The organism is Streptomyces sp. NK08204 (assembly GCF_020400585.1).
Taxonomy (GTDB): Bacteria; Actinomycetota; Actinomycetes; order Streptomycetales; family Streptomycetaceae; genus Streptomyces.
This window is the reverse complement of record NZ_JAINVF010000003.1, coordinates 307262-332709: the sequence shown is the minus strand read 5'-3', so window position 1 is coordinate 332709 and position 25448 is coordinate 307262. Positions and strand designations below refer to the sequence as shown.

25 protein-coding genes are annotated in these 25448 nt (G+C 71.2%); 10 read left to right on the top strand and 15 right to left on the bottom strand.

The window, feature by feature from the left end; translation table 11 throughout:
• Window positions 1-14: 14 nt before the first annotated feature.
• The 9 genes from K7G59_RS07295 to hisD form a co-directional block, all read right to left on the bottom strand.
• Window positions 15-602 carry a transcriptional regulator gene (locus K7G59_RS07295; protein WP_225831294.1) on the bottom strand — a complete coding sequence of 196 codons (588 nt, stop codon included), beginning with the start codon at window positions 600-602 and terminating at the stop codon, window positions 15-17.
• Window positions 603-767: 165 nt separating this feature from the next.
• Window positions 768-1538, bottom strand: a complete 771-nt coding sequence (gene hisF, locus K7G59_RS07290; protein WP_225831291.1) for an imidazole glycerol phosphate synthase subunit HisF — start codon at window positions 1536-1538, stop codon at window positions 768-770.
• Window positions 1535-1939: a RidA family protein gene (locus K7G59_RS07285; RefSeq protein ID WP_225831289.1), complete on the bottom strand. Its 405-nt coding sequence runs from the start codon at window positions 1937-1939 to the stop codon at window positions 1535-1537. Before K7G59_RS07285 ends, hisF begins: the two co-directional genes overlap by 4 nt.
• Window positions 1936-2670 (bottom strand): bifunctional 1-(5-phosphoribosyl)-5-((5-phosphoribosylamino)methylideneamino)imidazole-4-carboxamide isomerase/phosphoribosylanthranilate isomerase PriA, encoded by a 735-nt coding sequence (gene priA, locus K7G59_RS07280; protein ID WP_225831287.1) that lies wholly within the window; start codon window positions 2668-2670, stop codon window positions 1936-1938. The genes K7G59_RS07285 and priA overlap by 4 nt, the downstream gene beginning before the upstream one ends.
• 3 nt (window positions 2671-2673) lie before the next feature.
• On the bottom strand, window positions 2674-3324 hold the full coding sequence (gene hisH, locus K7G59_RS07275; RefSeq protein WP_374114196.1) for an imidazole glycerol phosphate synthase subunit HisH: 651 nt from the start codon (window positions 3322-3324) through the stop codon (window positions 2674-2676).
• A complete protein-coding gene (locus K7G59_RS07270) occupies window positions 3315-3479 on the bottom strand; it encodes a hypothetical protein (RefSeq protein ID WP_225831285.1) in 165 nt (54 codons plus the stop codon). Before K7G59_RS07270 ends, hisH begins: the two co-directional genes overlap by 10 nt.
• A gap of 3 nt (window positions 3480-3482) precedes the next feature.
• Window positions 3483-4076 carry an imidazoleglycerol-phosphate dehydratase HisB gene (hisB, locus tag K7G59_RS07265; protein WP_225831283.1) on the bottom strand — a complete coding sequence of 198 codons (594 nt, stop codon included), beginning with the start codon at window positions 4074-4076 and terminating at the stop codon, window positions 3483-3485.
• Complete coding sequence (locus K7G59_RS07260; protein ID WP_225831281.1) at window positions 4073-5182, bottom strand: histidinol-phosphate transaminase; 1110 nt, start codon at window positions 5180-5182, stop codon at window positions 4073-4075. The genes hisB and K7G59_RS07260 overlap by 4 nt, the downstream gene beginning before the upstream one ends.
• Complete coding sequence (gene hisD / locus K7G59_RS07255) at window positions 5179-6504, bottom strand: histidinol dehydrogenase (protein WP_225831279.1); 1326 nt, start codon at window positions 6502-6504, stop codon at window positions 5179-5181. The genes K7G59_RS07260 and hisD overlap by 4 nt, the downstream gene beginning before the upstream one ends.
• A 171-nt stretch (window positions 6505-6675) precedes the next feature.
• Between hisD and K7G59_RS07250 the strand changes: the two genes are divergently transcribed.
• From K7G59_RS07250 to ybaK, 4 genes are all read left to right on the top strand, one after another.
• Window positions 6676-8253 (top strand): oxidoreductase, encoded by a 1578-nt coding sequence (locus K7G59_RS07250; protein ID WP_225831277.1) that lies wholly within the window; start codon window positions 6676-6678, stop codon window positions 8251-8253.
• A gap of 213 nt (window positions 8254-8466) precedes the next feature.
• Window positions 8467-9564, top strand: coding sequence for a hypothetical protein (locus K7G59_RS07245; RefSeq protein ID WP_225831274.1), 1098 nt, complete (start codon window positions 8467-8469; stop codon window positions 9562-9564).
• Between the two features lie 11 nt (window positions 9565-9575).
• A complete protein-coding gene (locus K7G59_RS07240; protein WP_225831272.1) occupies window positions 9576-10316 on the top strand; it encodes an LON peptidase substrate-binding domain-containing protein in 741 nt (246 codons plus the stop codon).
• A gap of 20 nt (window positions 10317-10336) precedes the next feature.
• On the top strand, window positions 10337-10837 hold the full coding sequence (ybaK, locus tag K7G59_RS07235; protein ID WP_225831270.1) for a Cys-tRNA(Pro) deacylase: 501 nt from the start codon (window positions 10337-10339) through the stop codon (window positions 10835-10837).
• A 14-nt stretch (window positions 10838-10851) separates the two neighbouring features.
• Here the strand turns inward: ybaK and K7G59_RS07230 are convergent, their stop codons facing one another.
• The 4 genes from K7G59_RS07230 to K7G59_RS07215 form a co-directional block, all read right to left on the bottom strand.
• Window positions 10852-11490: an AAA family ATPase gene (locus tag K7G59_RS07230; protein WP_225831267.1), complete on the bottom strand. Its 639-nt coding sequence runs from the start codon at window positions 11488-11490 to the stop codon at window positions 10852-10854.
• A gap of 34 nt (window positions 11491-11524) precedes the next feature.
• Complete coding sequence (locus K7G59_RS07225; protein WP_225831265.1) at window positions 11525-12346, bottom strand: ABC transporter permease; 822 nt, start codon at window positions 12344-12346, stop codon at window positions 11525-11527.
• A gap of 97 nt (window positions 12347-12443) precedes the next feature.
• Window positions 12444-13457, bottom strand: a complete 1014-nt coding sequence (locus K7G59_RS07220; RefSeq protein WP_225831263.1) for an ABC transporter ATP-binding protein — start codon at window positions 13455-13457, stop codon at window positions 12444-12446.
• 67 nt (window positions 13458-13524) lie between these two features.
• Window positions 13525-14745, bottom strand: coding sequence for an NYN domain-containing protein (locus K7G59_RS07215; protein ID WP_225831261.1), 1221 nt, complete (start codon window positions 14743-14745; stop codon window positions 13525-13527).
• Window positions 14746-14968: 223 nt separating this feature from the next.
• Between K7G59_RS07215 and K7G59_RS07210 the strand changes: the two genes are divergently transcribed.
• Window positions 14969-15148, top strand: coding sequence for a hypothetical protein (locus tag K7G59_RS07210; protein ID WP_225831259.1), 180 nt, complete (start codon window positions 14969-14971; stop codon window positions 15146-15148).
• Window positions 15149-15247: 99 nt separating this feature from the next.
• Here K7G59_RS07210 and dnaE read toward each other — a convergent pair whose 3' ends face one another.
• Window positions 15248-18787, bottom strand: coding sequence for a DNA polymerase III subunit alpha (gene dnaE / locus K7G59_RS07205; RefSeq protein ID WP_225831257.1), 3540 nt, complete (start codon window positions 18785-18787; stop codon window positions 15248-15250).
• A 192-nt stretch (window positions 18788-18979) separates the two neighbouring features.
• On the opposite strand from dnaE, the gene K7G59_RS07200 reads away from it, so the two are divergent.
• The 4 genes from K7G59_RS07200 to K7G59_RS07185 all read left to right on the top strand — a co-directional run bounded on the left by K7G59_RS07200 (window position 18980) and on the right by K7G59_RS07185 (window position 23727).
• On the top strand, window positions 18980-20305 hold the full coding sequence (locus K7G59_RS07200; RefSeq protein ID WP_225831255.1) for a DUF2252 domain-containing protein: 1326 nt from the start codon (window positions 18980-18982) through the stop codon (window positions 20303-20305).
• Between the two features lie 74 nt (window positions 20306-20379).
• Window positions 20380-21069 (top strand): hypothetical protein, encoded by a 690-nt coding sequence (locus K7G59_RS07195; RefSeq protein ID WP_225831253.1) that lies wholly within the window; start codon window positions 20380-20382, stop codon window positions 21067-21069.
• A gap of 76 nt (window positions 21070-21145) precedes the next feature.
• Window positions 21146-21964, top strand: coding sequence for a thioredoxin domain-containing protein (locus K7G59_RS07190; protein WP_225831250.1), 819 nt, complete (start codon window positions 21146-21148; stop codon window positions 21962-21964).
• 92 nt (window positions 21965-22056) lie between these two features.
• Window positions 22057-23727: an alkaline phosphatase gene (locus tag K7G59_RS07185; protein ID WP_225831248.1), complete on the top strand. Its 1671-nt coding sequence runs from the start codon at window positions 22057-22059 to the stop codon at window positions 23725-23727.
• A gap of 4 nt (window positions 23728-23731) precedes the next feature.
• Here the strand turns inward: K7G59_RS07185 and K7G59_RS07180 are convergent, their stop codons facing one another.
• A complete protein-coding gene (locus tag K7G59_RS07180; RefSeq protein ID WP_225831246.1) occupies window positions 23732-24316 on the bottom strand; it encodes a dienelactone hydrolase family protein in 585 nt (194 codons plus the stop codon).
• 44 nt (window positions 24317-24360) lie between these two features.
• Between K7G59_RS07180 and K7G59_RS07175 the strand changes: the two genes are divergently transcribed.
• The gene (locus K7G59_RS07175; protein ID WP_225831244.1) at window positions 24361-25404 is read left to right on the top strand and encodes a mechanosensitive ion channel family protein; all 1044 of its coding nucleotides are present in this window, start codon (window positions 24361-24363) and stop codon (window positions 25402-25404) included.
• The last annotated feature ends 44 nt before the right edge of the window (window positions 25405-25448 follow it).

Sequence of the window (25448 nt, the reverse complement as noted above, 5' to 3'; positions counted from 1 at the left end):
GGCGGCGGCCTCTCTCAGAAGCGGAAGGGGAATCCGTACACGTACAGCGCGACGTGCTCGCGGCCCTCGGTCTCGCCGGCCGCCTCGGCGGCCCGGCCCTGCGCGTCGTACCTGCGCAGGAGTTCTTCCAGCTCGCCCTGCAGCGCGGTGAGTTCGGCCGGGGTCAGGCGCATGAGGGACTCGCTGTCCACGGACGCGGTGTTCCACTCGGGGCTCCAGGTGGGGCGCTCGTCCAGGTAGCGGCGGTAGCGGTCGGCCCGCTGGTCGTGGAAGAGACGGATGGCCGCCAGGTGGGCCGCGGCCTTGGCCGGTTCTCCGCGGAAGTCCTCGTCCCGGATGCTCACCCCGTCGGAGGCGGGCTGCCACCAGCGCTCCCGCCCGTCCGCCGTCTGCGGCTCGGCCTCCTCGATCAGGCCGTGTTCGGCGAGTTTGCGCAGGTGGTAGCTGACCAGGGACACGGCCTCGTCCACGTGCTCGGCGAGCTGGGAGGCCGTCGCGACCCGCTCGGCGCACAACAGCCGGTACAGGTTCGCCCGCAGCGGGTGCGCCAGGGCCTTGAGTGTTCCGACGTCCGTGATCCGGTGGTTCTCGTTGCTTGCCATGCACTCACGCTAGATACGAAAGAAAAACTGCGCAATAGATTTTGCGCAACTTCTCTTTCGCATTTGCCCGTGCCTTCTGCGCGCCTCGTGTGGTGTCCTGCGCCGGTGTCCGGCCACGACAAGGCCCCGGCCACCACCGGCAGCCGGGGCCCTTGGCCGTACGCCCTACCTGACGGGGTGTCCCGCCTCCCGCAGGGTCTGCTTCACCTCGCCGATGCGCAGGTCCCCGAAGTGGAACACCGACGCGGCCAGTACCGCGTCCGCGCCCGCCTCGATCGCCGGCGGGAAGTCGGTCAGCTTGCCGGCGCCGCCCGAGGCGATCACGGGCACCGTCACGTGCTTGCGGACGGCGGCGATCATCTCCAGGTCGTAGCCGTCCTTGGTGCCGTCCGCGTCCATGGAGTTGAGGAGGATCTCGCCGGCGCCCAGTTCCGCCGCCCGGTGCGCCCACTCGACGGCGTCGATGCCGGTGCCGCGGCGTCCGCCATGGGTGGTGACCTCGAAGGAGCCGGACGAGCCGCTGCGGGAAGGGGTGCGGCGGGCGTCCACCGACAGGACCAGCACCTGCCGGCCGAAGCGCTCCGCGATCTCGCGGATCAGGTCGGGGCGGGCGATCGCGGCGGTGTTCACGCCCACCTTGTCGGCGCCCGCCCGCAGCAGCCTGTCCACGTCCTCGGCCGTGCGGACACCGCCGCCGACCGTCAGCGGGATGAACACCTGCTCGGCGGTGCGGCGCACCACGTCGTACGTCGTCTCCCGGTTGCCCGAGGACGCGGTGATGTCCAGGAACGTCAGCTCGTCGGCGCCCTCGGCGTCGTACACCTTGGCCATCTCGACGGGGTCGCCCGCGTCACGCAGGTTCTGGAAGTTGACGCCCTTGACCACCCGGCCGTTGTCCACGTCCAGGCAGGGGATGACTCGAACCGCCAGGGTCATGAATCCACGGCTCCTCTGAATGCCTCTAGTTCTACTTCGACCAGGATGCGCGGGTCGACGAAGCCCTCGACGACCAGCAGGGTCGAGGCCGGGCGGACGCTGTCGAACAGTTCCTTGTGGGCGCGGCCCACGGCGTCCACGTCCCGCGCATGGGTCAGATACATGCGTGTACGGATCACGGACTCGATCCCGAGCCCGAACTCACCGATCGCCTCGACCGCGCCGGCGAAGGCCACCTTGGCCTGTTCGTAGGGGTCGCCCTCGCCGTACAGCACGGTGCCCTTGAAGGACGTCGTGCCGGCCACCAGCACCCGGTCCCCCGCCGCGACGGCACGCGCGAAACCGAAACTCTCTTCCCAGGGACTTCCGCTCTGCACGCGCCGCACGGCTTCGGACGTCATGACGACACAGCCTCCAAGGCCTCTTCCAGGGTGAACGCCTTCGCGTACAGCGCCTTCCCGACGATGGCGCCCTCGACACCGAGGGGTACCAGCTCGGCGATGGCACGCAGGTCGTCCAGGGACGACACGCCGCCGGAGGCCACGACCGGGCGGTCGGTGGCCGCGCACACGCTCTTCAGCAGCTCCAGGTTCGGGCCCTGGAGGGTGCCGTCCTTGGCGATGTCGGTGACGACGTAGCGGGCGCAGCCCTCCCGGTCGAGGCGCTCCAGCGTCTCGTACAGGTCGCCGCCGTCGCGGGTCCAGCCGCGTCCGCGCAGGGTCGTGCCGCGCACGTCGAGGCCGACGGCGATCTTGTCGCCGTGCTCGGCGATGACCTTGGCGACCCACTCGGGGCTCTCCAGGGCGGCGGTGCCGAGGTTGACCCGGGTGCAGCCGGTGGCCAGGGCCGCCGCCAGGGAGGCGTCGTCGCGGATGCCCCCGGACAGCTCCACCTTGATGTGCAGTTCCGCCATGCGCTCGGCGACCTCGGCGATCAGCTCGCGGTTGTCGCCCGTGCCGAACGCGGCGTCCAGGTCGACCAGGTGCAGCCACTCGGCGCCGGACCGCTGCCAGGCGAGGGCGGCCTCCAGCGGGGAGCCGTAGGAGGTTTCGGTCCCGGACTCACCGTGCACGAGGCGTACGGCCTGGCCGTCGCGGACGTCGACGGCGGGGAGGAGTTCGAGCTTGGCCATGGTCTACAGGGTTCCGATCCAGTTGGTGAGGAGCTGGGCGCCGGCGTCGCCGGACTTCTCGGGGTGGAACTGGGTGGCCCACAGGGCGCCGTTCTCCACGGCGGCCACGAAGGGCCTGCCGTGCGTCGTCCAGGTGATCCTGGGTGCCTCGATCACCGGGTTGTTCGTCTCCAGGGTCCAGTCGTGGACGGCGTAGGAGTGCACGAAGTAGAAGCGGGCGTCCCGGTCCAGGCCTGCGAACAGCTGGGAGTCGAGCGGGGCGTCGACGGTGTTCCAGCCCATGTGGGGCACGACGTCGGCCTGGAGCGGCTCGACCGTGCCGGGCCACTCGTCGAGGCCCTCGGCCTCCACGCCGTGCTCGATGCCGCGCGCGAAAAGGATCTGCATGCCCACGCAGATGCCCATCACGGGCCGCCCGCCGGACAGCCGGCGGTCCACGACCCAGTCACCGCGGGCCGCGCGCAGGCCCCGCATGCAGGCGGCGAACGCGCCGACGCCGGGCACCAGCAGACCGTCGGCGTTCATCGCCTTGTCGAAGTCACGCGTGATCTCGACGTCGGCCCCCACGCGCGCGAGGGCGCGCTCGGCGGAGCGGACGTTGCCGAAGCCGTAGTCGAAGACGACGACCTTCTTGCCGCCGGTGCTCAATTCCACACCTCCAGCCGCATGACGCCCGCGACCAGGCACATCGCCGCGCTGATGGACAGCAGCACGATGAGGCTGGTGGGCATCTTCTGCTTGACGAAGGAGATGATCCCGCCGACGAGGACGAGGCCCACGAAGATCAGGGCGGTGGACAGACCGTTCATCGCTTACAGGGCGCCCTTCGTCGACGGGATGATGCCGGCCGCGCGCGGGTCGCGCTCCGACGCGTAACGCAGCGCTCGCGCGAGCGCCTTGAACTGGCATTCCACGATGTGGTGCGCGTTGCGCCCGTAGGGCACGTGCACGTGCAGCGCGATCTGCGCCTGGGCCACGAAGGACTCCAGGATGTGCCGCGTCATCGTGGTGTCGTACTCGCCGATCATCGGTGCCATGTTCTCGGGCTCGGTGTGCACGAGGTAGGGGCGGCCGGACAGGTCGACGGTGACCTGGGCGAGGGACTCGTCCAGCGGGACCGTGCAGTTGCCGAAGCGGTAGATCCCCACCTTGTCGCCGAGCGCCTGCCTGAAGGCGGCGCCGAGCGCGAGGGCGGTGTCCTCGATGGTGTGGTGGGAGTCGATGTGCAGGTCGCCGTCGGTCTTCACGGTCAGGTCGAACAGACCGTGCCGGCCGAGCTGGTCGAGCATGTGGTCGTAGAAGCCGACGCCGGTGGCGATGTCGGTCCGCCCGGTGCCGTCGAGGTCTATCTCGACCAGGACCGAGGTCTCCTTGGTGGTGCGCTCCACGCGTCCTACGCGGTTCATGCCTCCAGCTCCTTCTTCAGCTCTCGTACCGCGTCGAGGAACGCGTCGTTCTCCTGCGGGGTTCCGGCGGACACCCGCAGCCACCCCGGTACGCCGTTGTCCCGGACCAGGACACCCCGGTCGAGGATCTTCTGCCAGGCCTCGTGCGTGTCGGCGAACCGCCCGAACTGCACGAAGTTCGCATCCGACTCCGTGACGTCGTAGCCGATGGCCCGCAGTTCGGCGAGCAGCCGGTCGCGCTCCGACTTCAGCTGCTCGACGTACCCCAGCAGCGTGTCGGTGTGCTCCAGGGCGGCCAGGGCGGTCGCCTGGGTGACCGCCGAGAGGTGGTACGGCAGCCGTACGAGCTGGACGGCGTCCACGACCGCCGGGTGCGCGGCCAGGTAGCCGAGGCGCAGGCCGGCCGCGCCGAACGCCTTCGACATCGTGCGGGAGACGACGAGGTGCGGGCGGCCCGCCAGCAGCGGCAGCAGCGAGGCGCCGTGGCTGAACTCGACGTAGGCCTCGTCCACGACCACCATGGACGGCTTGGCCGCCTGCGCCGCCTCGTACAGTGCGAGGACCGTCTCCGGTGGAACCGCGTTGCCGGTGGGGTTGTTGGGTGTGGTGATGAAGACGACGTCCGGCTTGTGCTCCGCGATCGCCCGCTCGGCCGCCGCGACGTCGAGCGAGAAGTCCTCGCTGCGGGGGCCGGAGATCCAGCCGGTTCCGGTGCCGCGCGCGATGAGCGCGTGCATCGAGTACGACGGCTCGAAGCCGAGGGCGGTGCGGCCCGGTCCGCCGAAGGTCTGCAGCAGCTGCTGGATGACCTCGTTGGAGCCGTTGGCGGCCCACACGTTCTCCATGCCGAGCGGGTGGTTGCCGGTCCTCGTCAGGTACGCGGCCAGTTCGGTGCGCAGCTGGACCGCGTCCCGGTCGGGATAGCGGTTCAGGTGGCGGGCGGCCTCCCGCACCCGCTCCGCGATCCGCTCGACCAGCGGCTCGGGCAGCGGGTAGGGGTTCTCGTTGGTGTTCAGCCGTACGGGGACGTCCAGTTGGGGCGCGCCGTAGGGGGACTTGCCGCGCAGCTCGTCCCGTACGGGAAGATCGTCGATTCCGTAGCTCACTTGCTCGTCGGTACCTTCCAGCCGAACCGGGCCTTGATCGCCGCACCGTGCGCCGGCAGGTCCTCCGCCTCCGCCAGCGTCACCACGTGGTGCGCGACCTCGGCGAGCGCGTCCTTGGTGTAGTCCACGATGTGGATGCCGCGCAGGAAGGACTGGACGGACAGGCCGGAGGAGTGACAGGCGCAGCCGCCGGTGGGCAGGACGTGGTTGGACCCGGCCGCGTAGTCACCGAGCGAGACGGGGGCCCAGGGTCCGATGAAGATCGCGCCCGCGTTGCGTACCCGGTCGGCCACCGCGGCGGCGTCGGCGGTCTGGATCTCCAGGTGCTCGGCGCCGTAGGCGTCGACCACCCTGAGTCCTTCCTCGATGCCGTCGACGAGCACGATCGCGGACTGCTTGCCGGCCAGGGCCGGGCGGATGCGGTCCTCGATGTGCTTGGTGGCCGCGACCTGCGGCTCCAGCTCCTTGGCCACCGCGTCCGCCAGCTCGACGGAGTCGGTGACCAGCACGGCCGCCGCGAGCGGGTCGTGCTCGGCCTGGCTGATCAGGTCCGCGGCGATGTGCACCGGGTCGGCGGTGTCGTCGGCGAGGACCGCGATCTCGGTGGGGCCGGCCTCGGTGTCGATACCGATCTTGCCGGTGAAGTAGCGCTTGGCGGCGGCGACCCAGATGTTGCCGGGACCGGTGACCATGTTGGCCGGGGCGCAGGACTCGGTGCCGTGGGCGAACATCGCGACGGCGGTGGCGCCGCCCGCCGCGTAGACCTCGTCCACGCCGAGCAGCGCGCACGCGGCGAGGATCGTCGGGTGCGGCAGCCCGCCGAACTCGGCCTGCGGCGGGGAGGCGAGCGCGATCGACTCGACGCCGGCCTCCTGGGCCGGCACGGCGTTCATGATCACGGAGGACGGGTACACGGACCGGCCGCCGGGTGCGTACAGTCCGACGCGCTCGACCGGCACCCACTTCTCGGTCACGGAGCCGCCGGGTACGACCTGGGTGGTGTGCGTGGTCCGGCGCTGCTCGCGGTGGACCAGGCGGGCGCGGCGGATGGACTCCTCCAGGGCGGCGCGCACGGCCGGGTCGAGTCCGGCCAGCGCGTCGGTGAGCGCCTGGGCCGGGACACGGACGGTTTCCAGCCGTACTCCGTCGAACTTCTCGGCGAAGTCGATCAGCGCCGCGTCGCCACGATGATGCACGGCTTCGCAGATCGGACGCACCTTCTCGAGGGCGGCCTGAACGTCGAAGTCGGCTCGGGGCAGCAGGTCGCGCAAGGCGGGACCCTGGGGAAGGGCCTCACCGCGCAGATCGATTCGGGAGATCACGGGCTCAATTCTCTCAGACCGGCGTCACGGGGCGTTGGCGCGTATCAATGGCTGATACAGAACATGGCCAAATCTGGAAGATCGCCTTCACCTCTAGTGTTCCAGCAGCCACTCAACGGGCATGAACGGCTGTACGAAATCCCCTGGACGGTGGAGGGAGACGGAACTGCGGTGACCGAGGGGGCCGGCATCCTCACCGGGGAGCCGCCGGACGACCTGACCCCGGCCGAGGCGGGCATGTGGCAGGCGTTCCGCAACGGCAGCGTGTACGACCTGAGCAGCGGGGACGCCGTCGTGGACGACCCGCACGGCGGGCATCCCTGGGGGCCCGAGCGCAGCGTGCGCGCGCGGATCATCTGCTGGCTGCTGCTGGACGGGCCGCCGGCGCTGGCCGGCCGGGTGTCCTCGCTGAAGCTCGTCGGCGTGCGGATCACGGGCACGGTGAACCTGGCGGGCGGCACCGTCACGCCGTACGTGGAGCTGCGCGGCTGCCGCTTCGACCACGAGGTCCTGCTGCCGGAGGCCCGCTTCACGACCATGCGCCTGGTGGACTGCGCGGTACCGCGTCTGGAGGCCGCCCGGGTGCACACCGAGGGCGATCTGCATCTGCCGCGCTGCCGCTTCCAGAACGGGGTCCGGCTGACCGACGCGCACATCGGCACCGATCTGCTGCTCAACCAGGCGGTGGCGTACCGGGACCGCAGCGGGCGGTCCATCGCGGCGGACGGCATGACCGTCGGCCAGGACCTCCAGGCGGAGATGCTGGAGTCGCACGGCGAGCTGAGCCTGCGCAGCGCCAAGGTCGGCGTGTCGTTGAGCCTGCGCGGCGCCCGGCTCGCCAACCCCTACGCCCGCCTCGCCCTCAACGCCCCCCAGCTCACGGTGGAGCGCACCTTGTACCTGACCCCGGCCGGCGTGGGCAGCCCGTTGCTGAGCGGCACGACCCCGGCGCGTGGGACGCGCATCCAGCGTTTCGAGTGCCGGGGCGGGGTGCGCCTGGACGACGGGCGGTTCGGGGACGCGGTCGACCTGGAGCGGGCCCGGTTCGACCTCACCGACGACCAGGAGGTGTCCCTGCGCCGGGTGCAGACACCGGAGCTGCGCTTCCTCGGCGACGAGCCTCAGCGCGGCAAGGTGGTGCTCTCCGGTGCGCGGGTCGCCAACCTGGTGGACCGCGCGGGCAGCTGGCCGGGCCTCGGGCGCCTGCAGATGCGCGGCTTCACGTACGAGGCCCTTGCCCCGCAGGGCCCGTTCCCGTTGGTCCGGCGTCTGGACTGGGTGGCGGCGGCCACCCCCGAGTACCACCCGGAGCCGTACGAGCGGCTGGCCGCGGTGCTGCGCGCCGCCGGGGAGGACGAGGACGCGCGCGAGGTGCTGCTGGCCAAGCAGCGCCGGCGCCGCGAGACCCTGCCGGTGGCCGCCAAGCTCTGGGGCTACGTCCAGGACTGGGCGGTGGCCTACGGCTACCGGCCGGGCCGGGCCGCGGTGTGGATGGCGGTGCTGTGGGCGGCGGGCACGCTCGCCTTCGCGCACGCGAGCCATCCGCCGATGAACGCCGACGGGCACCCGGCCTGGAGTCCGGCCCTGTTCACGCTGGACCTGCTGCTGCCGGTGATCGACCTGGGCCAGGTCGGCCAGTGGCAGCTGCGCGGCGGCTGGCAGTGGCTGGCCGCGGTGATGATCCTGCTGGGCTGGATCCTGGCGACGACGGTGGCGGCGGGGGCGACACGGCTGCTGCGGCGTGGCTGAGGCGGCAGGCAGTGGGCCGCGCCGACGGGCACGGCCCGGCAGTCGAGCAGATGAGGTGTCACCAGTGGTCGAAGGGGCACCAGTGGTCGAAGGGCCAGCAGTTGAAGGGCCAGCAGTTGAAGAATCGCCCTTTACCTGGCTTTGACCGCCTGCCGTACAACCTTCCATGACTTGCCCCGGCCCTCTGGCGCGCCCCCGACCTGCGGTCTTTCAATGGTGTGCACCATGGCTGCGCTGCCCTCGCTCATCCGGTCCGGCTGGATGACCAAACGCCTCACGTGCCCCGTCGGCCGGCCGTCGGCCGACGACGAGGCGGTGCTCGACGCGCCCGACGACCGCCTCTCCCCCGCGCTGGTCGCGGCCGGCCGGTCCGAGTACGCCACCGCCGCCGCCTTGCTGGCGGCCACGCGCACGGCGGCCGAGTGGGAGCACCGCGACCGGTACACCCGGCGCCTGGCCGCGTTCGCGCGCTCGCGCCCCGAGTGGTTCGACACATGGCGCACAGCGGCCCCCGACGACCCGGGCGCCCTGCTGGTCGGCACCCAGCTGGCCGTGGACCGCGCCTGGACCTCGCCGGCCCGCGCCGAGTCGCTGCGCGAGGCGAGCCCGCTCATCACGGCCGCCGCCCACGCCGACGCCCGCGACCCGGTGCCCTGGCGGATCGCCCTCGACCACGCCCGCGGCTCCCGGGCCGGGCACCGGTACTTCGAGGAGCTGTGGGAGGCAGCGGTCCGCCGCGCCCCGCACCACTACGGCTGCCATGTGGCCGCCCTGCGCTACCTGGCCGTCTCCTGCTGCGTCCTGCGGGGGACCACGCCCCACACCCCCCGTGGCTCGCACCGCGAGTGCTTCGACTTCGCCGAGCAGGCCGCTCAGGACGCCCCGGACGACTCACTCGTCCAGGCGCTGCCGGCGCGGGCGGCCTTCGGCTGTCTGACGGACGGCCGCGGCCCCCAGGTGCCCCGTGCCCGGCTGGACGCGGCGGCCGACCGGGCGATCGCGCTCTCCGCCCGGCTCCCGGCGGCCGACCCCTGGCCCGCCGAGGTCCGCAACAAGCTGCTGTACGTGCTGCTCCGGCTGGAACGCTGGGCGGACGCCCGCGCCCAGCTGCGTCTGATCGGCCCGTACGCGACGTCCTTCCCCTGGGACCGGCTCTCCGACGACCCGCTGGGCCTCTTCCTGCGGCTGCGCGAGAACCTCCTGACGGCGGGTGCGCACACCACCCCGGCGGGGCTGCTGCCGGCGCCCCCGCGACCCCGGAGCCGGCCGGGATGCGGGCACAACGACCGCGTCCATGCCGGTGACCATTAGGCTGGGGCGCCGTGACCACCGTCCGTCTCCCCCTCTTCCCCCTGAACTCCGTGCTGTTCCCGGGGCTCGTGCTGCCGCTGACCGTCTTCGAGGAGCGCTATCGCGCCATGATGCGCGACCTGCTGAAGACCCCCGAGGACGAGCCGCGCCGGTTCGCCGTCGTCGCGATCCGCGACGGCCACGAAGTGGCACCGAGCGCCCCCGGCATGCCCGACCCGACGGCACAGCCCGAGCGGGGGCCGGCCGCGGGCTTCGGCCCCGACCCGGTCAAGTCCTTCCACGGCGTGGGCTGTGTGGCGGACGCGGCGACGATCCGGGAGCGCGAGGGCGGCACCTTCGAGGTGCTGGCGACGGGGACGACCCGGGTACGGCTGCTGTCCGTGGACGCGTCGGGCCCGTACCTGACGGCGGAGCTGGAGGAGCTGCCGGAGGAGCCCGGCGACGAGGCGGGTGCGCTGGCCGAGGGGGTGCTGCGCTCCTTCCTCCAGTACCAGAAGCGCCTGGCGGGCGCCCGGGAGCGGTCCCTGTCGACGGGCGCGGAACTGCCGAACGACCCGAGCGTGGTGTCGTACCTGGTGGCCGCGGCGATGGTGCACGACACCCCGACCAAGCAGCGCCTCCTCCAGGCGCCGGACACCGCCTCCCGTCTCCGGGACGAGCTGACGCTCCTGCGCGCCGAGACGGCCATCATCCGCAACCTGCCGTCGTTGCCCGCGTTCGAGCTGACGCGCACGCCGACGAGTCTGAACTGAGGGAACGAGGCCCGCATCCCATGGCGAAGAAGTCCAAGAAGCAGCAGTCCGGCGGCACGCCGGCGACGGTGGCGCTGACGGCGGCCGGGGTGGACTTCACGGTCCACGCCTACGACCACGATCCCGCCCACCCCTCCTACGGAGAGGAGGCGGCCGAGGCGATGGGCGTCAGCCCCGACCGCGTCTTCAAGACCCTGGTGGCCGACGTGGACGGCGCCCTGGTGGTCGGCGTGGTCCCGGTCGCCGGGTCCCTGGACCTGAAGGCCCTCGCGGCAGCCGTCGGCGGCAAGCGGGCCACCATGGCCGACCCCACCCTGGCGGAACGCACCACCGGCTACGTCCGCGGCGGCATCTCCCCGCTGGGCCAGCGCAAGAAGCTGCGCACGGTCCTGGACGACTCGGCCGATCAGCACAAGACGATCTGCGTGTCGGCGGGGCGGCGGGGTCTGGAGGTGGAACTGGCACCGGCGGATCTGGCCGGCCTGACGGACGCGGTGCTCGCGCCCATCGGGCGGGGCTGAGAGCCGGCGCCCGTTCAGCGGGGCGGGGCCGCCGGCAACTCGGGATCCCGGGGCCCGAACAACGCGGTCAGCCCCAGGTGCACCAGCAGCGCCCCCAGCGGCCAGGCCAGCAACGCCCCCTTCGCACCCAACTTCAGCGGCGCCGAGAACGTGACCCCCTTGCCCACGGCCTTCGCGTGCGCGAGCACGTCGGAGTCGGGCCCGAGCCACACCCCGAGCCGCCACGCCAGCAACGACCCGAGCAGTCCGCCGAGGCCGAGGGCGACGACGAGCGGCACACCGCCGCGCCGCCGCAGCGCGAACACCACCAGCGCGCTGACCACGCCGAAGGCCAGCCCGAGCAGGGTGAACGTCCCGTCGACGCCGATGGCCTGCTCGCCCTCGGGGTCCTTGAAATAGACGACCCAGTTCCGGCCGGCCTCGTCCCCGACCAGCGGCACATGCGGCGCGAGCCACCACCACAGCAGTCCGAACAGCAGCCCGCCCAGGGCCATGCCCACCGTGATGACAGCGGCCTCACGCACTTCTGTCTTCATCCCAGGGCCGTCCTGTTCGTACGGGCCCATGGCCTGCGCGGCGGGCGGCGGCGCCTGCCAGAGCTGATGCGCGGAGTCGTCATGCGGCGGCGGTGGCGGAGTCAGCGGTGCGGTCACCCTGACATCGTGCCAGGTCGCGCCGTGCTCCGCGTCACCGGACGGCGGCCCTGCGGTACGCCCACGTCGCCACGGCCAGCGAGACCAGCCCGACGCCCGCGCACACCCCCAGGTCACCGAGGACGACGGCCCAGTCCGGGTGGGCGCCGAACGTACGGGCGTAGGCCTCCACGCCGTAGGTCGAGGGCAGCAGGTCGCGCGCCAGCCGTACGATCACCGGCATCCGGTCGGCGGGCAGCACCCCGAGCAGCAGCGCCGCCGACATGCCGAGCTGCCCGAGCAGCGTGGCCAGCTCCGCCCGGGACGCGAGCAGCCCGCAGGCCGCGCCCAGCCCGGACAGCGCGGCTCCGGCGAGCGGGATCACCGCCAGCAGGATCCACAGGTTGGCCAGCGGCAGCCCGAACAGTACACAGCCGAACACGGCCGTCATCAGGGTCCCGGGAACCGTGAAGGAGGCGTACGCCGCCGCGGCCCCCAGGACCACCGCGGCGGGCGGCACCGGCAGCGTGGCGTAGTGGTCGAGTCCGCCGCTGGCCCGCAGCTGCCCGAAGTACTGGGCGAGCAGGTTCAACGCGACGTAGGCGACGACCAGCACGGAGGAGCCCGCCACCACGGACTGGGCCTCGCCGGCGGTGTCGACGACGCCTCGCATCATCACGGTGATGCCGACGGACTGGAAGGTGGCCACGAACAGCAGCGGGATCCGCGCCACCCGGGCACGGGACAGCTGTGCGCGGTAGACGGCGGCCAGCGACGGCCACAGCCGGGCGGGCGGCCCGAGTTCGGCCGCGCCGGGCGCCGTCTCCGGCACGGTGCGGGCACCACCCGGCACAACCTCCGCGGGTACGACACTCACGACGAGCTGCTCCTCTTCCCGACGGCGGCACACCCGCCGCTCCCCAAGGACCCCCACACGACTCCCTCCTCGTCAGGGGACCATACGCGCCCGGCGCTCATGCCTTCACCAGCCCCTGCCGGGCCGCCCCGCCGAGCGCCAGGTAGACGTCCTCCAGGCTGGGTGTGGCGAGCGTGAAGTCGTCCAGGGCGGCGAAGGCGGCCCCACCGGTCACCGTCGCGACGGCGGCGCGAGCCTCCTCGGGGGCGAGCCGCAGCGTCCAGCGCCGGCCGGACTCCACTGCGCGCTCGCGCAAGCCGGCGACCTCGGGCACCTCCAGCGGCGCCCGCTCCCGCCACACCAGCTCGACGCGCACCTCGCCGGCGACCCGCTCCTTCAGCCCGGCCGGGGTGTCACAGGCGATGACCCGGCCCTGGTCGATGACGGCGACCCGGTCCAGGACCGTCTCCGCCTCGATGACGTTGTGCGTGACCAGCAGCACGGTCGTGCCGCGCTCGGCCCGCCGCCGGTCCACGGCCGCCCACACCGCGCGCCGGGCCACCGGATCCATCCCGGTGGTCGGCTCGTCCAGCACGAGCAGGGGCCGCTCCCCGACGAGGGCCGCGGCGAAGCAGGCGAGCCGCCGCTGTCCCCCGGACAGCTTCTTCAGCGCGCGCCCGGCGAGCGCGGTGAGCCCGAGTTCGTCCAGTACGGCGTCCCGGTCGGCGCGTGCCTGCCGTAGGTCCAGACCGCGCAGGCGGCCGGTGGTCTCGACGGCGAGCGCCACGGTCAGCTCGTCCAGGGCGGAGGACTCCTGGCCGAGGTAGGCGAGGATCCGCGCGGCCCGCTCCGGGTGCCGGACGATGTCGTGGCCGAGGATCTCGACGCTTCCGGCGTCCGGCCTGAGCAGCCCGGTGAGCTGTCGTACCAGGGTGGACTTGCCGGCGCCGTTGGGTCCGAGCAACCCGAAGATCTCCCCGCGCCGCACCTGGAGCTCCACCCCGTCGGTGGCCCGCACCTCGGGTGTGCCCGGCGCCCCGCGCCGCCCCTTCACGGCCGGGTAGGTCTTTCTGAGCCCGCGTACACGGACGACCTCGTCCTGCCGGCATGCCTGTCCCGCGCGCGTACTCACAAGGCACGAGAGTACGGGGTCGCCCGACTTTACTCGTCTTTGGGGCCGCTGCCGTCCCGGCCCCGGCTCACTCGCCGGCGGGCGCGTGCTCCGCGGCGGCCGGTACGTCGATCTCCCGCCAGAAGCCCGCCCGGATGGCGTAACGGTCGTGTTCGTCGATCTGGTCGTCCTTGTGGGCGAGCAGGCCGAAGCGGGCGGCGTACCGCAGCAGCTCGCCGTCGATGCGGTGCGGGATGCGCGGGTACAGCGTGGACAGCCGCTGCAGATGGCTCTGGTCGCCCAGCCGGGACATCCACCGGCGGGCGAAGACCTGCCCGACCTCGTAAGGGTCCCCGCCGACCGTGGTGATGTCCTCCTCCCGGTCGGCCCAGCGCTGCTCGGCGGTGGTCAGCTGGGCCAGCGTCGGCATACCCGCGACCTCGGGCGGCTCGGCGGCCACGCCCGGCCGGTCCACCCAGCCCTTGTCGGAGGACCAGCGCAGGGTCGCCGACGCCGGGTTCTGCACGGCCTGCACGCCGGGCGCGCGCAGCGCGGCGACGTCCTTCGGGGTGGGTACGCCCTTGGCGCTCATCACCCGCTCCTGGACGCCGTTGCGCGCCGCCGTGTCCGCCTGCGGATGGTGGGCGCCGTCCTCGGTGGCCCGGTCGGCCGCCGCGAGCGCGGACTCCGGCAGCGGCGCGGAGAGGATCGCGGCGATCTCGGGACGGGGCGCGGGCGGCGGCGCACAGACCCCGGTCAGCTCCTTGGCGCGGACGGCCTGGGTGATCCAGGCCCGGTCCAGCACCCGCCGCTCGTCCGCCTCGGCGACCAGGTCCTCGGACTGGTTGTAGTCGCCGTCGGCGGCCTGTACGGCCCACAGGTGGACGGCGACGCCGTGCTCCTTGGCGGCCATCATGCCCGGCAGCAGGTCGCCGTCGCCGGTGACCAGGACGATGTCGGAGCAGGCGCGATTGCGGGCCAGTTCGGTCAGCTCGGCGTGCATGGCCGCGTCCACGCCCTTCTGCGCCCAGCGTCCGTCGCTGCGGGTCAGGGCGCCCAGCCGGACGGTGACCCGGGGCATCACGCGCAGCCGCCGGTGCTCCGGCTGGGGGACGCGGTCGGGGGCGCCGTCGAACCAGTAGATGCGCAGCAGGGGGCGCTCGGTGTCCGACTCGGCGCGGTCGCGCAATGCCTGGATCAGTGCTGCGTGGTCGACGGTGATGCGGGACCGCGAGGGCTCACCGGCGAGGAGGCTGGCGGCTGCGCCGAGCAGATAACCGGCGTCCACCAGGACGATGCAGCGGTCCACGCGACTCACCCTCTTCCCGGGAGGCTTTGCTTCGGACTTACTTCGAGTCTGCCCGACCGCGCGGGCGTTAACGGCCCGAACTCGATCTTCGGCGTGGCGTTTGCGGGATCGCCCCACCACCTCGCTTGTCACACACGGTAATTATCCGACATGCGATTGATGTCAGCGTATGTGAATCTGATCCCGGCCCTGGCCCCTAGATCCCCCCAGGAGGCAGATCACCATGGCCAAGAACAAGAACCGCAAGCAGGGTGGCCCGCAGAACCGCGCTTCGCAGACCGAGCAGGCTCAGGAGCACGCACAGCGGTCGTCGACGGAGGCGCACGAGTCGCCCGTGTCGCACATACAGGGCAGCCCCGCGGATGTTGCTCGTAAGCAGCAGAAGCGATTCGGCCACAACTAAAGGGCAGTTGAAGCCCGGACACACAGGAGGGGCGCACCCGGTGAGGGTGCGCCCCTTCGTGTGTCGCGCGGTTCGTCCCCCTCCTGCCGGGTCGCCGGCTCAGCCGGCCAGGCAGGACGGGCCGAGCAGCACCTTCAGGTCGCCGAACAGGGCCGGGTCGGGCTTGACCCGGTGACGGTCCAGGCGCAGGACGGTGGTCTTGCGCGGACCCTGGAGCTTGATGCGGACCTCGCTGTCGCCCTTGTGGTGGCTGAGGATCTCGCCGAGGCGGCTGACCATCGGCGGGGTGACCTTGACGGCCGGGATGGTGAGGACCACCGGCGCGTTGGTGCCCGCGTGGGAAAGGTCCGGGACCATCAGCTCCATGGCGACGAGCCGGGGCACGTCCTCGCGCTTGTCGAGGCGGCCCTTGACGAACACCACCGCGTCCTCGACCAGTTGGGTGGAGATCAGCTGGTAGGTCGCCGGGAAGAACATGCACTCGATGGAGCCTGCGAGGTCCTCGACGGTGGCGATCGCCCAGGCGTTGCCCTGCTTGGTCATCTTGCGCTGCAGGCCGGAGATGATGCCGCCGATGGTGACGACCGCGCCGTCCGCGTGCTCGCCTCCGGTGAGCTGGGCGATGCCCGCGTCGGCCTTGTCGGACAGCACGTGCTCCAGGCCGAAGAGCGGGTGGTCGGAGACGTACAGGCCGAGCATCTCCCGCTCCTGGGCGAGCAGATAGGTCTTGTCCCACTCGTCGTCGGTGAACTGCACGTCGAGTCCGAAGCCGGGCTCGCTGCTGGTCTCCTCACCCATGCCGCCGAAGAGGTCGAACTGGCCCTCGGCCTCCTTGCGCTTGACCGCGACCACGTTGTCGATCATCGGCTCGTACTGCGCCATCAGCCCCTTGCGGGTGTGGCCCATGGTGTCGAAGGCGCCCGCCTTGATCAGCGATTCCGTGGTGCGCTTGTTGCAGACCACCGCCTCGACCTTGTCGAGGTAGTCGGGGAAGGAGGCGTACTTCCCCTTGGCCTTGCGGCACTTGATGATCGACTCCACGACGTTCGTGCCGACGTTGCGGACGGCGGAGAGGCCGAAGAGGATCACGTCGTCGCCCTGGGCGGCGAAGTTCGCCTCGGACTCGTTGACGTTCGGCGGGAGCACCCTGATGCCCATGCGGCGGCACTCGTTGAGGTAGACCGCCGACTTGTCCTTGTCGTCCTTGACGGAGGTCAGCAGGGCTGCCATGTACTCGGCGGGGTGGTTCGCCTTGAGGTACGCGGTCCAGTACGACACCAGGCCGTACGCGGCCGAGTGGGCCTTGTTGAAGGCGTAGCCGGCGAAGGGGACCAGCACGTCCCACAGTGCCTGGATGGCCTCGTCGCTGTAGCCGTTCTTGCGGGCGCCGGTCTGGAAGATGGTGAAGTTCTTCGCCAGTTCCTCGGGCTTCTTCTTGCCCATCACGCGGCGGAGGATGTCGGCCTCGCCGAGCGAGTAGCCCGCGATGATCTGGGCGGCCTTCTGCACCTGCTCCTGGTAGACGATCAGGCCGTAGGTGACGTCGAGGACCTCCTTGAGCGGCGCCTCCAGCTCGGGGTGGATCGGCGTGATCTCCTGCTGGCCGTTCTTGCGCAGCGCGTAGTTGGTGTGGGAGTTCATGCCCATCGGGCCCGGCCGGTAGAGGGCCGAGACGGCGGAGATGTCCTCGAAGTTGTCGGGCTTCATCAGTCGCAGCAGCGAGCGCATGGGGCCGCCGTCGAACTGGAAGACGCCGAGGGTGTCGCCGCGCTGGAGCAGGTCGAAGGTCGTGGGGTCGTCGAGCGGGAGGCCCAGGAGATCGATGTCGATCCCCTTGTTGGCCTTCACCATCTTGACGGCGTCGTCCATGATCGTGAGGTTGCGCAGGCCCAGGAAGTCCATCTTCAGCAGGCCGAGCGACTCACAGCTCGGGTAGTCCCACTGTGTGATGGTCACCCCGTCGGTGTGCCTGACCCACACGGGGACGTGCTCGGTGATGGTCTCGCTGGACATGATCACGCCGGCCGCGTGCACGCCCATCTGCCGGACCAGGCCCTCCACACCACGGGCGGTGTCGATGACCTTCTTCACGTCCGGCTCGTTCTCGTACATCGCGCGGACCTCGCCGGCCTCGCTGTAGCGCGGGTGACTGGGGTCGGTGATGCCGGAGAGCGGGATGCCCTTGCCGAGGACGTCGGCGGGCATGGCCTTGGTGATGCGGTCGCCCATCGCGTACGGGTAGCCCAGCACACGCGCGGAGTCCTTGATCGCGTTCTTGGCCTTGATGGTGCCGTAGGTGCCGATCATGGCGACCTTGTCGGCGCCGTACTTCTCCGTCACGTACCTGATCACCTCGACGCGCCGGCGCTCGTCGAAGTCGATGTCGACATCGGGCATCGAGATGCGCTCGGGGTTGAGGAACCGCTCGAAGATCAGGCCGTGCGGGATCGGGTCGAGGTCGGTGATGCCCATGGCGTAGGCGACGATGGAACCGGCCGCGGAGCCTCGGCCGGGGCCGACCGCGATGCCGTTGTTCTTGGCCCACATGATGAAGTCGGCGACCACGAGGAAGTAGCCGGGGAAGCCCATCGAGATGATGACGTCCATCTCGTAGTCGGCCTGCTTCTGGCGGTCCTCGGGGATGCCGCCGGGGTAGCGGCGCTCCATGCCGCGGCGGACCTCCTCCTTGAACCAGGTGACCTCGGTGTAGCCCTCGGGGATGTCGAACTTGGGCATGAGGTCGCGCTTCTCGAACATGCCGGTGGTGTCGACCATCTCGGCGACGAGGAGCGTGTTGGCGCAGCCTTCCTGCCAGGCGTCCGAGGAGTCGATGGCGTACATCTCGTCCGTGGACTTCAGGTAGTAGCCGGTGCCGTCGAACTTGAAGCGGTCGGGGTCGGAGAGGTTCTTGCCGGTCTGGATGCACAGCAGGGCGTCGTGGGCGCCCGCCTCGTGCGCGTACGTGTAGTGGGAGTCGTTGGTGACCAGCGGGGGGATGCCGAGCTTCTTGCCGATCTCCAGCAGGCCGTCGCGGACTCGGCGCTCGATCTCGATGCCGTGGTCCATCAGCTCCAGGAAGTACCTGTCCTTGCCGAAGATGTCCTGGTAGTCGGCGGCGGCCTTGAGGGCCTCGTCGAAGTGGCCGAGGCGCAGCCGGGTCTGCACCTCGCCGGAGGGGCAGCCGGTGGAGGCGACGATGCCCTCGGACCACTGGGCGATGGTCTCCTTGTCCATGCGCGGCCACTTCTGCAGCCAGCCCTCGGCGTACGCGTCCGAGGAGAGCCGGAAGAGGTTGTGCAGGCCGGTCCTGTTCACCGCCCACATCGTCTTGTGGGTGTAACCGCCGGAACCGGAGATGTCGTCCTTCTTCTGGTGCGGCTGACCCCAGAGGATCTTGCGCTTGTTCCGGCGGGACTCGGGGGCGACATACGCCTCGATCCCGATGATCGGGGTGATTCCGGCTTTCTTCGCGGAATGGAAGAAGTCGTACGCCCCGTGGAGGTTGCCGTGGTCGGACATGGCGATGTGCGTCATGCCCATCTCATTGCAGGCGCTGAACATGTCCTTGAGCCGCGCGGCACCGTCCAGCAGCGAGTACTGGGTGTGGACGTGCAGGTGCGTGAAGGGCGGCTTCGACACGGTTTCGGCCTCCGAGGGAAACGGCTGTCGACGGTCTTCCGACCGGCTGCGGACCGGCTGCGGACAGTCTGGGGGACAGCGTCGAAGTCTATGCCCCGGCAGTGACACAGCACGGGCACTCGCGCGTACCGTCGTGCGTTGAGGACGGCAGAAACGCTGTCGTACAGGCAAAACCCCAGGAGGCACCCCCCGATGTCGGTTACCCGGCTCGACGACGAGCAGCGCGGCGAGGAGATCCTCGCCGTCTTCGACACCGCCTTCGGCCGGCTCCTGGCCGCCGACCCGGCCGCGTTCCGCGTGAAGTTCCGGAAGATGGCGGCCTCGGCCTTCGCGTTCTACCGGGGCACGGCGTGCCTCTTCTACCACGACCTGGACACCGAGAAGCGCGGCGGGCCGTACCTGGACGACCGCACCTCGCGCGTGTGGATCCACGGCGACCTGCACGCCGAGAACTTCGGCACGTACATGGACTCCCACGGCCGGCTGGTCTTCAACGTCAACGACTTCGACGAGGCCTACGTCGGCCCCTTCACCTGGGACCTGAAGCGGTTCGCGGCGTCGATCGCGCTGATCGGGTACGCGAAGGCGCTCAGCGACGAGCAGATCACCGAGCTGGTGACGGTCTACGCCGGGGCCTACCGCGAGCGCGTCCACGCCCTGGCCACGGGCGCCAAGAACGACGAGGTTCCGCCGTTCACGCTGGACACCGCGCAGGGTCCGCTGCTGGACGCGCTGCGTGACGCCCGCTCGCTGACCCGCTTCGGGCTGCTGGACTCGATGACGGAGATCCGTGACTTCGAGCGCCGCTTCGCGCCCGGCGGCGGCTCCATCGAGCTGGATGCGGCCACGCGCTACAAGGTGCTGGCCGCCTTCGACGGCTACCTGGAGACGCTGCCGGACTCCTCCCTGGCCCGCCCTGACTCCTACCGGGTCAAGGACGTCGTGGGCCGCCGTGGCATCGGGATCGGCTCCGCGGGCCTGCCGTCGTACAACATCCTGCTGGAGGGCCACAGCGACGCCCTGGAGAACGACGTCGTGATCTACGTCAAGCAGGCCCAGACACCGGCCGTCTCCCGGCACATCACCGACCCGGCGATCGCCGGGTACTTCCAGCACGAGGGCCACCGCACGGTGATCTCCCAGCGCGCCCTCCAGGCGCACGCCGACCCGTGGCTGGGCTGGACCGAGCTGGACGGCACGGGGCAGCTGGTGGCCGAGGTCTCGCCGTACGCCGTCGACCTGGACTGGGGCGACATCGACGACCCGGAGGAGATCGCGGCCGTCGTCGCCGACCTGGGGCGGGCCACCGCCACCATGCACGCGGCGGCGGACGACACCTCCGGCGAGTCCCTGGTGCCGTTCTCCACGGAGCGGGCCATCGACGCGGCCCTCGCGGCCGACGAGGAGGGCTTCGCACCGCTGCTGGTGGACTTCGCGCACCGCTACGGCGCACGCGCGCGTGCCGACCACCAGATCTTCGTCGACCTCTTCCGCAACGGCCGGATCCCGGGGCTGTAGGCCCTCGCTCCGGGGACCACGGGCCACCCTTTAAGGGCCCCTTATCCACCCGCGTGCCAGACTCGTAAGCAGTTATGGACATCTCCGGGACCCACCTCAGAGCCGTACGCGCGGCGCTGTTCACGGCTGTCGTCGTGACGCTCAGCACCGCGTCGCACGTGCTGCTGTCACGGGCCCCGCTGCCGGCCGCGACCGTGGCAGCGGTCGCGGCCGGGGTGTTCGCCACCGCGTACGCGCTGGCGGGCCGCGAGCGCGGCTTCGGCCGGATCGCGGCCCTGCTGGTCCCGCTGGAACTGGCCGCGGACACGGTGTTCACCACCGGCCAGCAGTCCTGTTACGGCCGCGCGGGCGGCCCGGTCACGGGCCCGCTGCACGCACTCGGCCTCGACGTGCTGTGCCAGGGCGGCCCCGTGGGCAGCCCGCTGGCCCAGGTCTCCGGCGGCCCCGGCCGTGCGGAGGCGCTGCTGTGGCACGCGAGCCCGGCCCTCGCCTGGCTGCTGCTCGCGGCGCACGTCGCCGTGGGACTGGTGGCCGCCGCCTGGCTGCGCCGGGGCGAGCGGGCCCTGGTCCAGCTGCTGCGCGCGGTGGCCGCGACCGCTTTCCGGCCACTGCTGCTGGCCGTGTCGGCCGTCGCCGTACGGCTGTCTCCGGCGCGCCGGCCACCGCGTCCGGTCTCCCGCCCGGTCGTCACCCGCGACCGGCTCCTCGTGCACTCCCTGGGACGGCGTGGACCGCCGTGCTCACCCGCCCTCGCTCTCGTCTGAGCGACGGCCGCTGAGCACGACCAGTCCCCCTTCACCCCGCGTACCACGTGTGCGCGTCCCCATGGAGATCACCGATATGAGCAAGCGGAACAGCCAGGCGTCGAAGGCCGCGGCCCGGGAGCGGCTGCGCGCGGAACGCGAGCGGCAGGTCCGGCGCGACAAGGTGAGGCGCCAGGTCGTCGTGGCCGCCTCCGCCGTCGCCGTCCTGGCCGCGGCCGGCGGTGTCGGCTACGCGGTCGTCCAGGCCAACAAGCCCGGCTACTGGGAGGGCCTGAAGGACGCCGAGGTCGTCGCGCCCGCCCACACCACGGGCGCCGACGGGACCACCGTCGTCCTCGGCAAGGACACCGCCAAGAAGACGCTCAAGATCTACGAGGACCCGCGCTGCCCGGTCTGCGCCCAGTTCGAGCAGGTCGTCGGCCCGACCGTGAAGAAGGACCTCGACGCCGGCAAGTTCAGGATCCAGTACGTCGGCGGCACGTTCATCGACGACAAGGACAACGGCCAGGGCTCCAAGAACGCGATGAGCGCCATGGGCGCCGCGCTGAACGTCAGCACGGAGGCGTTCGTGGAGTACAAGAGCGCGCTCTACTCCGCGAAGTGGCATCCCGAGGAGGCGGACGACAAGTTCAAGAGCGACGACTACCTCATAGAGGTCGCGGACACCGTGCCCGCGCTGAAGAACAACGCGACGTTCCGCAGCGCCGTGCGGAAGGGTACCTACGACGCCTGGGCGATGGCGATGACGAAGACGTTCGACACGAACAAGGACAACGTCACGGGCACCCCGACCCTCGTCATGGACGGCAGGACGCTGGTCACCGACAGCCAGGGCCGCCCGCCCCTGACGGTGGCGGACTTCGACCGCCTGGTGGACGCGGCCCTCAAGGGCTGAGGACCCGTCGGAAACCGATCACGAGATGAAGAGCGGGCGAACTTCCGAGGTTTGCCCGCTCCAGGTCATACCGATCAGTAACCTGATGGGTCGTGACCAGTCGATACAGATCTTCCGACGCATCCCAGAGACCCGACTCCCTCTCGCCCCGCCGCCGTACGGTCGTCAAGGCCGCGGCGGCGACTGCTGTCCTGGCCGGCCCGCTCGCCGCCGCCCTCCCGGCCCGCGCCGCGACGGAGGCCCCCGCCTTCCTGCACGGCGTCGCCTCCGGCGACCCGCTGCCCGACGGGATCCTGCTGTGGACCCGGGTGACGCCCACCCCCGAGGCGGTACCCGGCTCAGGGCTCGGCCCGGACACCCAGGTGAGCTGGGTCGTCGCCAGGGACAAGGCGCTCACGGACATCGTGGCCAAGGGCTCGACCACCGCGACCGCCGCCGCCGACCACACCGTGAAGGCCGACATCCGCGGCCTGCAGCCGGCCACCGACTACTGGTTCCGCTTCTCGGCCGGCGGCACCGACTCCCCGGTGGCGCGCACCCGCACCGCACCGGCGGCGGACGCGGCCGTGCCCGGCCTGCGCTTCGGCGTGGTCTCCTGCGCCAACTGGGAGGCCGGCTACTTCTCCGCCTACCGCCATCTCGCGGCCCGCAGCGACCTCGACGCCTGGCTGCACCTCGGCGACTACATCTACGAGTACAAGAGCGGCGAGTACGCGGCCCGGGGCACGGTCGTACGTCCGCACGAGCCCGCCAACGAGATCATCACCCTCGCCGACTACCGCGTCCGGCACGCCACGTACAAGACCGACCCCGATCTGCAGGCGCTGCACCTGAAGGCGCCGGTCATCGCGATCTGGGACGACCACGAGTTCGCCGACAACGCCTGGTCCGGTGGCGCGGTCAACCACACCGAGGGCGCCGAGGGCACCTGGACGGCCCGTCAGGCTGCCGCCAAACAGGCGTACTTCGAGTGGATGCCGGTCCGCCCCGCGATCACGGGCACCACCTACCGCCGGCTGCGTTTCGGCAAGCTCGCCGACCTGTCCCTGCTGGACCTGCGCTCCTTCCGCTCCCAGCAGGCGGCCACGGCCAGCGGCTCGGTGGACGACCCGAACCGTACGATCACCGGGCGCGCCCAGCTGGACTGGCTGAAGGCGGGGTTGAAGGCCTCCGACACCAGGTGGCGGCTGGTCGGCAACTCGGTGATGATCTCGCCGTTCTCCTTCGGGTCCCTCTCCGCGGACCTGTTCAAGCCGCTCGCCGAGCTGCTCGGGCTGCCGCAGGAGGGCATCGCCGCCAACACCGACCAGTGGGACGGCTACACCGACGACCGCCGCGAACTGCTGGCCCACCTGCGCTCCAACGCCATCGGCAACACCGTGTTCCTGACCGGCGACATCCACATGGCGTGGGCCAACGACGTCCCGGTGGACGCGGGTACGTACCCGCTGTCGGCGTCGGCCGCCACGGAGTTCGTGGTGACCTCGGTGACCTCCGACAACCTGGACGACATCGTGAAGGTCCCCGAGGGCACGGTCTCCGCGATCGCCGCGCCGCTCATCGAGGTCGCCAACCGCCACGTCCACTGGGTGGACACGGACCGGCACGGCTACGGCGTCCTGGACATCACCGACGCCCGCGCGCAGATGGACTACTACGTCCTGTCCGACCGCACGGACCCCGACGCGACGTCGTCCTGGGTCCGTTCGTACCGCACCCGCAGCGGCACGCAGAAGGTCGAGCGGACGTACGACCCGGTGTGACCGGTCAGTCGGCAGACTCGTCGAGCGATTCCAGGAAACCGAGCGCCACCCGCCAGGTGGCCTCGGCGGCCTGCTCGTCGTAGTCCGGCAGCCCGGGGTCGGTGTAGAGGTGACCGGCCCCGGCGTACCGGTACACCTCGACGTCGGCGCCCGCCCGGCCCATCTGCAGGTACCAGGCGCTCAGCCAGTCGTCCGTCTCGAACGGGTCCGGTTCGGCCACGTGCAGCTGCACCGGAAGCTCGTCCACGTGCGCGTTGGGCGCGATGTCCGACGTACCGTGCAGGAGCAGCAGCCCGCGCGCCTTGTCGTCGCCGAGGGCCAGCGTCTGCGCGACGGACGCGCCGAGCGAGAAGCCCGCGTAGACAAGTCCCCGCTCCGAATAGGGCGCGGCGGCCAGCACGGCCCGCTTCAGCAGCTCCTCCTTGCCGATCCGTTCCTTGAACTCCATGCCCTCCTCGACGGTTTCGAACGTGCGTCCCTCGAAGAGGTCCGGCGTCCACACCTCGTGGCCCGCCGCGCGCAACCGGTCCGCGGCCTCGCGCACCGCGGGCCTGAGCCCATAGGTCGAGTGAAAGAGCATGATGTTCATGAGGCCATGGTGCCAGCCGCCCGTTCTTGGTTACTTTCTCAGGCATGGAGACCGTACTCCGCCCTCTGACAGTCGTCGGCGGGTCCGTGGTCCTGACCGCGCTCATCGGCTGGGCCACGGACCTGCTGCTGCGCAAGGCCGACGCCCGGCACAGCGAGACGCCCCTGTGGGACCTGCTGCGCCGCGCCCGCGTCCCGTACCAGACCGTGCTGTGCGCGGCCCTGCTCAGAGGCTCCTACGACCAGGCGCAACTCCTCCAGGAGCACCGGGTGGGCGTCGGCCGGACGCTGACCCTGGTGCTGATCGGGGCGGCGGCCTGGCTGGTGGTCCGGATCGCCTCCGCGGTCGTCGAGACGTCGTACACCCGCTACGCGCGCCACCACCGTGACCCGGCCCGCGTCCGCCGGGTACGCACCCAGGTGTCGCTGATCATGCGCGTGGTGTCGGCGGTCGTGGGTGTGCTGGCGGTGGCCGCGATGCTGCTGACGTTCCCGGCGATGCGCGCGGCCGGTGCCTCGCTGCTGGCCTCGGCCGGCATTCTCGGCATCGTCGCCGGTGTCGCCGCCCAGTCGACCCTCGCCAACCTGTTCGCGGGACTCCAGATCGCCTTCGGTGACATGGTGCGGCTCGGCGACACGGTCGTGGTGGACGGCGAGTGGGGCACGGTCGAGGAGATCACCCTCACCTTCCTGACCGTGCGGACCTGGGACGAGCGCCGGATCACCATGCCGGTGTCGTACTTCACCTCCAAGCCCTTCGAGAACTGGTCGCGGGGCACCCCGGAGATGACCGGCACCGTCTACTGGCACGTCGACCACACCGCGCCGATAGAGGCGATGCGCGGGCGGCTTCAGGACATCCTGCGCGAGTGCCCGGCCTGGGACGGGCGCGCCTACAGCCTGGCCGTCACCGACTCCACGCCCAACACGATCCAGGTGAGGGCCCTGGTCACCGCCAAGGACTCGGACGACATCTGGACGGTCCGCGTCACGGTCCGCGAACAGATGATCAAGTGGCTGTGCGCCGAACACCCGTACGCCCTCCCCCGGGTCAATACGGGGGACGCGATCCCGCCACCGCGCGGCTGAGGCCCCTGGGGGCCGTCCTCACCGCAGGCTGCGCACGTCCAGGT

Excerpts from the sequence above, each read along its gene's own strand:
- K7G59_RS07295 (WP_225831294.1), bottom strand. The coding sequence starts at position 602 with ATGGCAAGCAACGAGAACCACCGGATCACGGACGTCGGAACACTCAAG.
- hisF (WP_225831291.1), bottom strand. The coding sequence starts at position 1,538 with ATGACCCTGGCGGTTCGAGTCATCCCCTGCCTGGACGTGGACAACGGC.
- K7G59_RS07285 (WP_225831289.1), bottom strand. The coding sequence starts at position 1,939 with ATGACGTCCGAAGCCGTGCGGCGCGTGCAGAGCGGAAGTCCCTGGGAA.
- priA (WP_225831287.1), bottom strand. The coding sequence starts at position 2,670 with ATGGCCAAGCTCGAACTCCTCCCCGCCGTCGACGTCCGCGACGGCCAG.
- K7G59_RS07270 (WP_225831285.1), bottom strand. The coding sequence starts at position 3,479 with ATGAACGGTCTGTCCACCGCCCTGATCTTCGTGGGCCTCGTCCTCGTC.
- hisB (WP_225831283.1), bottom strand. The coding sequence starts at position 4,076 with ATGAACCGCGTAGGACGCGTGGAGCGCACCACCAAGGAGACCTCGGTC.
- K7G59_RS07245 (WP_225831274.1), top strand. The coding sequence starts at position 8,467 with ATGGTGTGCACCATGGCTGCGCTGCCCTCGCTCATCCGGTCCGGCTGG.
- ybaK (WP_225831270.1), top strand. The coding sequence starts at position 10,337 with ATGGCGAAGAAGTCCAAGAAGCAGCAGTCCGGCGGCACGCCGGCGACG.
- K7G59_RS07210 (WP_225831259.1), top strand. The coding sequence starts at position 14,969 with ATGGCCAAGAACAAGAACCGCAAGCAGGGTGGCCCGCAGAACCGCGCT.
- K7G59_RS07200 (WP_225831255.1), top strand. The coding sequence starts at position 18,980 with ATGTCGGTTACCCGGCTCGACGACGAGCAGCGCGGCGAGGAGATCCTC.
- K7G59_RS07195 (WP_225831253.1), top strand. The coding sequence starts at position 20,380 with ATGGACATCTCCGGGACCCACCTCAGAGCCGTACGCGCGGCGCTGTTC.
- K7G59_RS07190 (WP_225831250.1), top strand. The coding sequence starts at position 21,146 with ATGAGCAAGCGGAACAGCCAGGCGTCGAAGGCCGCGGCCCGGGAGCGG.
- K7G59_RS07180 (WP_225831246.1), bottom strand. The coding sequence starts at position 24,316 with ATGAACATCATGCTCTTTCACTCGACCTATGGGCTCAGGCCCGCGGTG.
- K7G59_RS07175 (WP_225831244.1), top strand. The coding sequence starts at position 24,361 with ATGGAGACCGTACTCCGCCCTCTGACAGTCGTCGGCGGGTCCGTGGTC.